10 protein-coding genes are annotated in these 12878 nt (G+C 39.1%); all 10 read left to right on the top strand.

Features of this window, described 5'->3' with window-relative positions:
- Nucleotides 1-59: 59 nt before the first annotated feature.
- The gene (gene plsX / locus IGM04_RS12445; RefSeq protein WP_002354938.1) at nt 60-1061 is read left to right on the top strand and encodes a phosphate acyltransferase PlsX; all 1002 of its coding nucleotides are present in this window, start codon (nt 60-62) and stop codon (nt 1059-1061) included.
- 136 nt (nt 1062-1197) lie between these two features.
- Nucleotides 1198-1437: an acyl carrier protein gene (gene acpP, locus IGM04_RS12440; RefSeq protein ID WP_002354939.1), complete on the top strand. Its 240-nt coding sequence runs from the start codon at nt 1198-1200 to the stop codon at nt 1435-1437.
- A gap of 263 nt (nt 1438-1700) precedes the next feature.
- Nucleotides 1701-2741: an oligopeptide ABC transporter ATP-binding protein Opp2D gene (gene opp2D, locus IGM04_RS12435; protein WP_002365359.1), complete on the top strand. Its 1041-nt coding sequence runs from the start codon at nt 1701-1703 to the stop codon at nt 2739-2741.
- Nucleotides 2741-3685, top strand: a complete 945-nt coding sequence (gene opp2F, locus IGM04_RS12430; protein ID WP_002354942.1) for an oligopeptide ABC transporter ATP-binding protein Opp2F — start codon at nt 2741-2743, stop codon at nt 3683-3685. The genes opp2D and opp2F overlap by 1 nt, the downstream gene beginning before the upstream one ends.
- Nucleotides 3685-4647: an oligopeptide ABC transporter permease Opp2B gene (opp2B, locus tag IGM04_RS12425; protein ID WP_086318146.1), complete on the top strand. Its 963-nt coding sequence runs from the start codon at nt 3685-3687 to the stop codon at nt 4645-4647. The genes opp2F and opp2B overlap by 1 nt, the downstream gene beginning before the upstream one ends.
- Before the next feature lie 27 nt (nt 4648-4674).
- On the top strand, nt 4675-5598 hold the full coding sequence (gene opp2C / locus IGM04_RS12420; protein ID WP_002365358.1) for an oligopeptide ABC transporter permease Opp2C: 924 nt from the start codon (nt 4675-4677) through the stop codon (nt 5596-5598).
- Nucleotides 5599-5626: 28 nt separating this feature from the next.
- The gene (opp2A, locus tag IGM04_RS12415; protein WP_002408275.1) at nt 5627-7405 is read left to right on the top strand and encodes an oligopeptide ABC transporter substrate-binding protein Opp2A; all 1779 of its coding nucleotides are present in this window, start codon (nt 5627-5629) and stop codon (nt 7403-7405) included.
- Between the two features lie 329 nt (nt 7406-7734).
- Complete coding sequence (gene rnc / locus IGM04_RS12410) at nt 7735-8427, top strand: ribonuclease III (RefSeq protein ID WP_002354946.1); 693 nt, start codon at nt 7735-7737, stop codon at nt 8425-8427.
- A 20-nt stretch (nt 8428-8447) separates the two neighbouring features.
- A complete protein-coding gene (gene smc / locus IGM04_RS12405) occupies nt 8448-12026 on the top strand; it encodes a chromosome segregation protein SMC (RefSeq protein WP_086318147.1) in 3579 nt (1192 codons plus the stop codon).
- Between the two features lie 24 nt (nt 12027-12050).
- Complete coding sequence (locus tag IGM04_RS12400) at nt 12051-12878, top strand: Cof-type HAD-IIB family hydrolase (protein ID WP_002354948.1); 828 nt, start codon at nt 12051-12053, stop codon at nt 12876-12878.

Genomic DNA, 12878 nt, shown 5'->3' with positions numbered 1-12878 from the left:
TTCTTTGAAAAAAATATGTTATACTTGTTAGGAAACAAAAAAGTAGGAGGGAATCACTCATGAAAATTGCTGTAGATGCAATGGGTGGAGATAACGCCCCACAAGCAATTGTTGAAGGGGTTATGCTAGCCAAACAAGACTTCCCAGACATTGAATTTCAATTATATGGAAAAGAAGCCGAAATAAAAAAATACATCACCGATGAAAAAAACATTACGATTATTCATACCGATGAAAAAATTGCTAGTGACGATGAGCCAGTTAAAGCAATCCGTCGTAAGAAAACTGCCTCCATGGTTTTAGCAGCGCAAGCAGTCAAAAATGGAGAAGCCGATGCGATTTTTTCTGCAGGCAATACTGGAGCGCTATTAGCAGCGGGTCTGTTCATTGTCGGCCGCATCAAAAATGTGGAACGGCCCGGTTTGATGTCAACTTTACCTGTCATGGGAGAACCAGACAAAGGGTTTGACATGTTAGATTTAGGAGCCAATGCAGACAATAAACCAGAACATTTGGTTCAGTATGCCGTTTTAGGTTCATTCTATGCTGAAAAAGTTCGGAACGTTCAGAATCCTCGTGTCGGTCTATTAAATAACGGAACTGAGGAAACAAAGGGCAGTGAATTAACGAAAAAAGCCTTCGAATTGTTAGCAGCAGATGAAACGATTAATTTTGTCGGAAACGTTGAAGCACGAGAATTATTAAATGGCGTAGCTGACGTGGTGGTGACAGATGGCTTCACAGGAAATGCCGTTTTAAAATCCATCGAAGGCACAGCTATGAACATGATGAGCTTGCTGAAAACAGCGATTCTTTCTGAAGGTGTCAAAGGAAAAATGGGCGCCTTATTATTAAAGAATGCGTTGCGTGGCATGAAAGACGAAATGGACTACTCAAAACATGGGGGAGCGGTTTTATTTGGCTTAAAAGCGCCAGTCATTAAAACGCATGGGGCCACGGGTCCTGATGCCGTCCGCTACACCATTCGTCAAATTCATACAATGTTAGAAACCCAAGTTGTCCCACAATTAGTGGAATATTATGAAGGCAAAGCAGAGTAATTTGCAATTGTCTTGACATCAGTTTGTTACTCAAATGAAAAAAAGATGGACAAATACCCAAATTGTGAGTACAATGTATCTTAGCGTTTTAGTAAAAGAAAGAACCTTTTTTCAAAAGCAGTGGAGGTGAATACAGTTGACTCGTGAAGAAGTACTTCAAAAAGTAGCGAAGATTATCTCAAACCACTTTGATATTGAAGCGGATCAAGTAACAGATCAATTAAACATTAAAGATGATTTGAACGCTGACTCAATTAGCGTAATGGAGTTTGTTTTAGAACTTGAAGATGAATTTGGAACAGAGATTTCAGATGAAGATGCAGAAAAAATTGAAACAGTTGGTGCCGCTGTAGATTATATTGTGAGTAATTCATAAAAAATAATAAGACAAAGTCGATTAACATTCCTGTTAATCGACTTTTTTTGCGTACATAATGGTTATTTTATTAAGCAATAAGGCTATTTTTACACATATTTTTGTAAAAAAAATCATACATGTAAAAAAATAACTGCGAAAAAAGTTATTTTATCTTGCTTTTTATGGAATAATTCTATAAAATTATGAAAAAACAATGAGCTGTAAATTAACATTGATAAAAATTAGAAAGTGCTATCATTAAATATTAGTTAATTTATATAATGTTTTTGAAAGGACGTAAGGGGTGCGTATGGATGCAAGGAAATGAACAATTACTAGAGGTTTCAGGATTAGAAACAGCATTTAGAATCAAAGATGATTATTATAATGCCGTCGATGATGTTTCATTTGAATTGAAGAAAAATGAGATTCTGGCAATCGTCGGAGAATCTGGTTGTGGAAAAAGTACCTTAGCAACAACGATTATGGGCTTACATGATCCCAATCATACCAAAATTACTGGGGAAATTTTATACAACAATTTAAACTTAACTACGTTTAATGAAACATTGTACAACAAAGTCAGAGGAAACGATATTGGGATGATTTTCCAAGATCCGTTGTCTGCACTGAATCCGCTCATGCGAATTGAAGACCAAATTAAAGAAAGTCTCACGTATCATACCAAAATGACCGCACAACAAAAACAAGCACGGGCCATTGAACTGTTAGATCAAGTGGGGATTCCCAACCCAGAGCGTGTCGGGAAACAGTATCCTCATGAATTGTCTGGCGGCATGCGCCAACGGGTGATTATTGCCATTGCAATCGCGTGTAAACCACCGATTTTAATTGCAGATGAACCCACAACGGCCTTAGACGTTACCATTCAGGCACAAATTCTCGATTTGTTAAAAGATTTGCAAGAAGAAACAGGGAGCGGCATTATTTTAATTACCCATGACTTAGGTGTAGTTGCGGAAATGGCTGATCGTGTAGCGGTTATGTATGCGGGTCAGTTTGTAGAAGTAGCCACTGCTGAAGAATTGTTTAGTCATCCGAAACATCCATATACACGTTCCTTACTTCAGTCCATTCCCCAAGAGAATTCAGATGAAGAAGAACTTCATGTGATTGAAGGGATTGTTCCTTCGTTAACCAAATTACCTAGAAAAGGTTGTCGGTTTGCTCCACGAATTCCTTGGATTGATGCATCGGAACATGAAGAAAATCCAACATTACATGAAGTTGCACCGAATCATTTTGTTCGTTGTACATGTTATAAACATTTTCATTTTAGAGACGGGGAAGGGGAAGCGTAATGACAGAAATTATTCAAATTAAAGATTTAAAAGTTCATTATCCAATTCGCAGCGGCTTCTTCAATCGAATCACTGATCATGTTTTGGCGGTTGATGGTGTGGATTTCATGATTGAACAAGGTAAAACGTATGGGTTAGTTGGTGAATCGGGTTCTGGAAAATCAACGACAGGAAAAGCAATTATTGGTTTAGAAAAAATTACAAATGGTGAAATTATTTATCAAGGACAAGATGTAACCAAGCCGCGAAGTCGAAAAGCGATCGGATACAACAAAGATGTCCAAATGATTTTCCAAGATTCGATGTCAAGTTTAAACCCTAAAAAACGAGTACTAGATATTATCGCCGAACCAATTCGAAATTTTGAACGGTTAAGTGACCAAGAAGAAAAGAAAAAAGTCAAAAGTTTGTTGGATATTGTGGGGATGCCAGAAGATGCGTTGTACAAATATCCTCATGAATTTTCTGGTGGACAACGCCAACGTTTAGGCGTCGCCCGAGCGGTGGCTACTAGCCCCAAATTAATTATTGCAGATGAACCTGTTTCAGCACTGGACTTATCTGTGCAAGCACAGGTATTGAATTTTATGAAAAACATTCAACAGGAATATGGGTTAAGTTACTTATTTATTTCCCATGATTTGGGCGTAGTTAAACATATGTGTGACAACATTGCCATTATGTACAAAGGCCGTTTTGTAGAAATCGGTACACGCCAAGATATTTACACTAATCCACAACACATTTATACCAAACGCTTACTTTCAGCAATTCCTAAAATTGACGTAGCGAACCGAGAAGCTCACAAAGAAGAACGAAGAAGAGTTGAGCAAGAGTATCGGGAAAATCATAAAGACTATTATGATGAAAATGGGCGGGTTTATAACTTACATGCGATTAGTCCAACCCACCAAGTAGCGTTAAAAAATGGAGGTGCTGAATAATGTGGAAAACAATTTTACGCCGTTTGTTATTGATGATTCCGCAAGTGATTATTTTAAGTGTCTTGATTTTCCTGTTGGCTAAAATGATGCCAGGTGATCCGTTTACAGGATTGATTAATCCGAACCAAGACCCGAAAGTGATTGAAGCCATGCGCGAAGCTTCCGGGTTAAATGATCCTTGGTACGAACAATATTTCCGTTGGATTGGCAATGCCTTACATGGAGATTTTGGGCATAGTTTTATCTTTAAATTACCTGTATCCACGCTCATTGCTGGTCGGGTAGGGAATACGATTGCATTGGCTGCTGTATCAGTCATAATCACGTATTTAATCGCCATTCCTTTCGGTTTAATTGCTGGCCGTTACCAAAATTCATGGTTTGACAAAATGGTGGTTATCTATAACTTCTTCAGTTTTGCCGTGCCATTATTCATCTTTGCCTTGATTATGCTCTTTATTTTTGGGTATCGCTTAGACTGGTTCCCAACGAGTGGAACCGTGACTGTTGGTTTGGCTGAGGGAACGTGGCCGTATTATTTAGATAAACTGAAGCATTTAATTTTACCAGGGGTCACTCAAGCGTTGCTAGGGACAGCGGTCACTATTCAATATTTGCGCAGTGAAGTGATTGATGTTAAAAACATGGACTTTGTTCGTACTGCTCGTTCAAAAGGAGTGCCAACGAATAAAATTTTTAATCGACACATTTTTAGAAATGCAGCATTACCAATTGCCTCTCAATTAGGTTATGAAATTACTGCTTTGATTGCCGGATCAGTCGTTATTGAAAAGATTTTTGCTTTCCCAGGAATTGGAAAATTATTTATTGATAGTATCATTCAACGTGACTATTCCGTTATTACCGCTCTCGTGTTGATTTTGGGATTGGCAACCCTTATCGGAACCTTAATTTCTGATATTGTAATGAGTATTGTTGATCCAAGAATTCGAATTCAGTAGAAAAAACACGAAGAAAGGGTGATAAAAATGGAATTGACAGAAGAAAAAAGAGAAGAAGTCTTACAAGAAAGTATTCCACCAATGGGCTTTCGGATGATTGCGCGAGAATTCGTCAAAGAAAAAATGGCGATGTTTTCTTTAATCCTTTTGGTCATTATCTTATTAGCCGTTTTTATCGGTTCGTTAGTGTTAGACCAAAGTGCCGTTATGCATGTAAGTATTTTAGATAAATATGCGGAACCAGGTACCGTTACAATGAATGGCACCAAGTTCATTTTAGGTGCCGATGAAGGGGGTCGTGATGTTTTAGGACAATTGATTATCGGGGCTAGGAACTCGATTTTAATCGGTTTTGCCATTACGATTATTACGTCTATTATCGGGGTCGGTTTAGGGATTATTTCCGGTTATTATGGAGGTATGATTGATAATATTTTGATGCGTATCGTGGATTTTATTATGATTTTGCCAATTATGTTAATTATTATTGTGTTCGTTTCCGTGATTCCTAAATATAGTATCTGGTCCTTTATTTGGATTATGTGTGCGTTTTATTGGGTTGGAAAAGCGCGGTTGTTCCGCAGTAAAACGTTATCTGAAGGGCGCCGAGATTACGTTAGTGCCTCTAAGACAATGGGAACAAGCGATTTTAAAATTATGTTTCGAGAAATTATGCCGAATTTAAGTTCATTAATTATTACGAACTTAACGATTAATTTCGCGGCCAATATCGGGATCGAAACAACGTTAACTTTCTTAGGCTTCGGGTTACCACAAAGTGTCCCAAGTTTAGGGACCTTAATTGGCTACGCCAGCAGTGGGGATGTATTAGTCAATAAACAATGGGTTTGGTTACCTGCATCAATTCTAATTTTAGTCTTGATGTTAAGTATAAACTATGTTGGACAAGCATTTAAGCGCTCAGCAGATGCACGACAACGATTAGGCTAATTAGCCAAAAAATGAGGGAGGAAAAGAGATGAACAAGAAACGGATTTTAGGTGCAATCACGTTAGCTTCTGTGTTAGTATTCGGGTTAGCTGCATGTGGTGGCGGCAATAAAGGCGGGGGCAATAAAGCAACGGAAACAGAAGACATTTCAAAAATGCCAATCGCTGTTAAAAATGATAAAAAAGCAATTGATGGCGGGACATTAGATGTCGCTGTAGTTATGGATACACAATTCCAAGGACTTTTCCAGCAAGAATTTTATCAAGACAACTATGATGCACAATACATGCTTCCAACAGTACAGCCATTATTTAACAATGATGCAGACTTTAAGATTGTCGATGGGGGTCCTGCGGATCTGAAATTAGATGAAGATGCCAATACAGCAACCATTAAATTACGTGACAATTTGAAATGGTCTGACGGTAAAGATGTGACGGCAGATGACGTGATTTTCTCTTATGAAGTCATTGGTCATAAAGACTATACAGGGATTCGTTATGATGATAACTTTACGAATATTGTTGGCATGGAAGACTACCATGATGGTAAATCGCCAACCATTTCTGGCATAGAAAAAGTCAATGATAAAGAAGTTAAAATCACTTATAAAGAAGTTCACCCAGGAATGCAACAATTAGGTGGCGGTGTTTGGGGCTCAGTTTTACCAAAACATGCCTTTGAAGGAATTGCTGTTAAAGACATGGAATCAAGCGATGCAGTTCGTAAAAACCCTGTGACTATTGGACCATACTACATGAGTAATATTGTGACAGGTGAATCTGTTGAATACCTACCAAATGAGTATTACTACGGTGGCAAACCTAAATTAGATAAATTAGTGTTCAAATCTGTTCCTTCTGCGAGCATTGTAGAAGCGATGAAAGCGAAACAATACGATATTGCATTATCAATGCCAACAGATACGTATCCAACATACAAAGATACTGAAGGGTATCAAATCTTAGGACGTCCCGAACAAGCCTATACGTATATTGGCTTTAAAATGGGTACGTTTGACAAAGAAACCAATACAGTGAAATACAATCCAAAAGCTAAAATGGCAGATAAAAGCTTACGTCAAGCCATGGGCTATGCAATTGACAATGATGCAGTCGGCCAAAAATTCTACAACGGCTTACGAACAGGGGCAACAACGTTAATTCCACCAGTCTTCAAGAGCTTGCATGATAGCGAAGCGAAAGGCTATACGCTTGATTTAGACAAAGCGAAAAAATTATTAGATGATGCTGGCTATAAAGACGTAGACGGCGATGGCATTCGCGAAGACAAAGAAGGCAAACCACTAGAAATCAAGTTTGCTTCAATGTCAGGCGGCGAAACTGCACAACCACTTGCTGATTACTATGTCCAACAATGGAAAGAAATTGGCTTAAACGTAACGTATACAACAGGACGCTTAATTGATTTCCAAGCATTCTATGATAAATTGAAAAATGATGACCCAGAAGTAGATATCTATCAAGGCGCGTGGGGCACAGGTTCAGATCCTTCACCAACCGGCTTATATGGTCCAAACTCAGCCTTTAACTACACACGTTTTGAGTCAGAAGAAAATACTAAATTACTTGACGCGATTGATTCAAAAGCATCATTTGATGAAGAAAAACGTAAAAAAGCCTTCTACGATTGGCAAGAGTATGCCATTGATGAAGCGTTTGTAATCCCAACGCTTTACAGAAATGAAGTCTTGCCTGTCAACGACCGTGTAGTTGACTTTACTTGGGCAGTTGATACGAAAGATAATCCATGGGCAACGGTGGGTGTCACTGCGGAAAAACGTTAAACAACGTTCCGCTGATTTAATAGAGATAGAACGAGGTCGGGACAGAAGTGTTTAACTCCGAGAAATAAGGAGGAGTTGCTTCTGTTCTCGCCATTTATCAGTTTTTGAGCGTGGCGCAAAAATCCAAAGTGATTTTTGTCCCACGCTCTTTCTATCTCTTACGTAAACAAACGCTTTTATCTCAGTCATAGCTCTATTTATTTATTTTTTTCTAAAAAATAATGAGAACACAGTGAATAACAGGCTTTTTCTGAATAGAACCATTTAAAAAAAGTGAAAAAAAAAGTATAATGAAACAAGGTGTAAATAAATGTAAAGGAATGTGGAGAATGGACAATCAGTTAACAACAGAGTTAAAAGAACGTTACGGCATTGTTTTCCATGATGTCAATCTATTAGAGCAAGCTTTTACTCATTCATCCTATGTGAATGAGCATCGCTATTTAAAATTATCCGATAATGAACGTCTTGAATTTTTAGGAGATGCAGTTTTAGAATTAATTGTTTCACAATATTTGTATTTAAAATTCCCAGAACTTCCAGAAGGAAAATTAACGAAGATGCGCGCAGCCATCGTTCGGGAAGATAGTTTAGCCAAATTTGCGAAAGAATGTCACTTCGACAACTACATTTTATTAGGTAAAGGAGAAGAAGCATCGGGCGGACGAACACGTGCATCATTATTATGTGACTTATTTGAAGCCTTTTTAGGTGCCCTCTACTTAGACCAAAAAGTTGGCGCAGCCAAGAAATTTATTGAAGACGTTATTTTTCCGAAAATTGATGCCGGTGCTTTTTCACATGAGATGGATCACAAAACACAATTACAAGAAGTTTTACAACGCAAAGGCGATGTTTCAATTGAATATCGCTTAATTAAAGAAGAAGGCCCTGCTCATGACCGCACCTTTTTCACTGAAGTTTACATGAATGGTGAACTCATTGGGTTAGGCCAAGGAAAATCGAAGAAGTTAGCTGAACAGGATGCCGCTGAGCGGGCACTGAAAAGTATTCCTCAGTAAGGCTGGAAGGAGCAATATTCGTGTATTTAAAACGAATTGAAATTACAGGATTTAAATCATTTGCAGATAAAACCATTATTGAATTTGAAGATGATGTGACAGCAGTGGTTGGTCCGAATGGAAGTGGGAAAAGTAATATCACGGAAGCCGTTCGCTGGGTATTAGGTGAACAATCTGCGAAAAACCTTCGCGGTGGCAAAATGAACGACATTATCTTTGCCGGTTCGGAAGGTCGTAAACCGCTAAATATTGCGGAAGTTACCGTGACGTTAGACAACAGCGACCATTATTTAGCATTGGATTATAGTGAGATTAGTGTCACCCGTCGTTTAAAACGAACGGGCGAAAGTGACTTTTTTATTAATAAACAAGCGTGCCGTTTAAAAGACATTCAAGATTTATTTATGGATTCAGGGTTAGGCAAAGAATCTTTTTCAATTATTTCACAAGGGAAAGTTGAAGCGATTTTTAATAGTAAACCTGAAGACCGTCGTGGGATCTTTGAAGAAGCAGCGGGCGTTTTAAAATACAAACAACGGAAGAAAAAGGCTGAACAAAAGCTTTTCGAAACTGAGGACAACTTAAGCCGTGTCCAAGATATCATTTACGAGTTGGAAGACCAATTAGTTCCTCTAGCCGCCCAAGCAGATGCGGCTAAAAAGTATTTAGCTTTGAAAGAAGAACTTACCGAAATTGATGTCAATTTAACTGTGACCGAAATTCAAGAAGCAAAAGCTATTTGGGAAACGAAAACGCAAGAATTAACAGCCATTGAAGAAAAGTTAGCCGGCGCAAGTAAGCAAGTCCATGACTTAGAAGGCAAATTGGTACGTTTACGAAGCAAGCGCAATCGTTTAGATGAACAAATTGAAACGGAACAACAACAATTATTACAAGTGACAGAAGCGTTGAAACAAGCAGAAGGACAAAAAAATGTTTTAATTGAACGTTCCAAACACACCTCCCAAACGGCAAGCGAATACGAAGAGACATTGGCAGAAACGGCCGAAAAAATTGTTCGTTATCGAGAAGAATTGCAGACGCTGGAAACAGCAATCGCAGAAAAAACGGCACAACGTCAGACGTTAAAAGAAGCATTGGCTTTGGCAACGAAAGATGTGGAAAAATATAGTAAGTCTTCTAAAGAATTGATGGAGGAATTGCGCAGTCAGTATGTGGAAGTCATGCAAGAACAAGCCAATACAGCCAATGACTTAAAATATTTAGAACGACAATATCAACAAGAAACAGCTAAAAATCAACAATCGCTAGCAAAACACGAAGCGCTAGAAGAACAGATGGTTGAAGCTCTTGCAATGAAAGAAACGCTAGAAAAAGAGCAAAAAGTCGCAAAACAAGGCTTACAAGAACAGCTGGAAGAATACACTGCGTTGAAAGCAACGCTTGAAGCCAAACGTGAACGATTAGCACAGCGTCAAAATGATATGTACCAAGCGATGAATCAAGTGCAACAAGCGAAGGCACGCCAAAAAAGTTTGCAAGAAATTCAAGAAAATTACGCTGGCTTCTATCAAGGCGTGAAAGCTGTATTGCGTCACAAAAACCAATTAACTGGGATTGTTGGCGCAGTGGCTGAGTTAATTGAAGTGCCTAAAGAATATACGTTGGCGATTGAAACGGCCTTAGGTGGTGCGGCGCAACATATTGTTGTGGAAAATGAGAAAGATGGTCGAGCAGGCATCACCTTCTTAAAACAACAACACAGTGGCCGAGCAACCTTTTTACCATTGACTACCATTAAGCCGCGCTCTGTATCGTCGATGGTTCAGAATCGTTTGGCTGGTGCACCGGGCTTCGTGGGGATTGCCAGTGAATTAGTTCGTTATCCAGAACAAGTACAAACCGTTATTCAAAATCTCTTAGGCGTCACGATTTTAGCGGCAGATTTAACGAGTGCCAACCAGTTAGCAAAATTAGTCAATTACCAATATCGCGTTGTCTCATTGGAAGGCGATGTGATGAATCCTGGCGGTTCGATGACTGGGGGAGCCAATAAACGTGGCAACCAAGGAAGCCTATTTTCACAAGCGCAAGAACTTCAAACAATCACTGAACAAATGACTCAATTAGAAACACAACTAAGAAGTGTAGAACAAGAAGTCCAAGCGCTCTCGCAAGAAGTGAAAACAGCCACGGAACGTGCAGAAATGTTGCGCTCTGCTGGTGAACAAAATCGCTTAAAACAACAAGAAATTGACAATAAATTAGCCAATCAAACAGAAACGATTACTCGTTTAACAAAAGAAAAACGTCTGTTTGAATATGAATCACGGGAATTGCATCAATTCTTAACCGAATATCAAACGAAAAAAGCCACATTGACAGAGCAACAAGCAAACTTAACGGCAACGAAAGAACGTTTAGATGCTGAAATGAAACAAGTGGAACAAGAAGCTAGCCAAATGGAAACCTTTAAAGCCCAAGCGCAAGAACGCTTGACGACAGTTCAAGCAGAACAAGCAGTAGCGGCGGAACAATGTGCCCATTTTGCTCGTCAAAAGCAAGACAAACAAGAACAATTGGACGAATTGTTGATTCGAGAAACGGCCATCCGTCAACAGCTACAACAACTAAGTAGCCATTCTAGCGATCACCAGTTAACCGAAGAAGGCTTAGCGGCACAAGTCGCGCAATTAGCGGAGAAACAAACAGCATTGCAAACGTCTTTACAAACGGCACGTAGTCAACGACAAGCGTTGCAAGAAGAAGTAGACGAGTTAGATACAAAATTAGCGGAAGAAAACAAACGCCAACAACAGTATTTAGCAGATAAAACACAAATTGAAGTCCTAAAAAATCGTGCAGAGATGCAATTAGATAGCTCATTAAGTTACTTGCAGGAAGAATATAGCTTAACCTTTGAGGCTGCCTATGAAGCGTATTTCCCAATCGATGATTTAGCGCAAGCGCAACAAACAGTGAAGCGCCTAAAACAAGAAATTGAGCGGTTAGGACCTGTTAACTTAAGTGCCATCGAGCAATTTGAACAAGTCGATGAGCGCCATCAATTTTTAGTCAGTCAACGAGATGATTTATTAAATGCGAAAGAACAATTATTTGAAACCATGGATGAAATGGACCAAGAAGTGAAAGAACGGTTTAAAGAAGTCTTTGAAGCAATTCGTGGCCAGTTCAAAGTGGTATTTCCTAATATGTTTGGTGGCGGACGGGCAGAGCTGGTGCTAACCAACCCAGAGGATCTCTTGAATACAGGGATTGAGATTGAGGCGCAACCACCAGGGAAAAAATTACAACATTTAAGCTTGTTGTCTGGAGGCGAACGGGCATTAACGGCGATTGCATTACTCTTTTCAATTATTCGTGTTCGACCAGTTCCGTTCTGTATTTTAGATGAAGTAGAAGCAGCTTTAGATGAAGCCAACGTTGCTCGTTTTGGTCATTATTTAAGCGAATTTGAAGATGGCACACAGTTTATTGTGGTGACACATCGTAAAGGGACAATGGAAGCCGCAGATGTTTTATATGGCGTGACTATGCAAGAATCTGGGGTTTCAAAAATCGTTTCAGTTCGCTTGGAAGAGGTCAAAGAAGGTGGCGCAATTGAAAAAAGCAATTAGCCAGAAGCAAGGAGGAGCGAACGTTTGATAAAATTAGTTGCTATTGATTTAGATGGAACATTATTAAATAGCCAAAAAGAGATTTCTTTACGGAATAAACAAGCACTGATGGCTGCGAAACAAGCAGGCGTGAAAGTTGTTATCTGCACAGGTCGACCTTTGGCAGCTATTGGTCCTTACTTAGAAGAATTAGGTTTACAAGAGGAAGGCGATTATAGCATTACTTTTAACGGCGGATTGGTTCAAAAAAATGATACAGGGGCCATTATTGAGAAAACATTGATGCCCTTGGAAGCGATTCATGAGCTGTACCAATTAGCAACCACACTCAACATGCCGTTTGATGTCTTATCCGATGAGGTCGTGATGCAATTGCCTTCTGCACCTAATTATCCTTCAATTTATAGTTCTCTAAACAAATTATTAACCTTTGAGTCCTACAAATTAGAAGAGTTAACCCCGAACCGAATTTATAACAAAGTTGTTGTTGCGATTGATGAAGCGTATTTAAATGAACGCATCAAGGAAATTCCGGCCTCTTTTTATGAGCGCTTTGAAATTATTAAAACGAGAAATAACTTATTAGAATTTATGCCAAAAGGGATTACGAAAGCCTATGGTATTTCCTTGTTAGCCAAAGATTTAGGAATCCGTGCAGAAGAAATCATGACCCTAGGAGACGAAGAAAATGATTTACCGATGATCGAATACGCTGGCTTAGGTGTCGCCATGGCAAATGCGATTCCATTAGTTAAAGAAGCCGCAGATGTCGTTACAGACACGAATGACCAAGATGGCGTTGCCAAAGCGGTCGAAAAATATATTTTAACGCCGTTGGAAGGAGGCCAATAA

Source organism: Enterococcus sp. DIV2385 (genome assembly GCF_051711925.1).
Lineage (GTDB): Bacteria > Bacillota > Bacilli > Lactobacillales > Enterococcaceae > Enterococcus > Enterococcus faecalis.
Note: the sequence above shows the minus strand (reverse complement) of the source record. Positions and strands in the feature narration are given on the sequence as shown.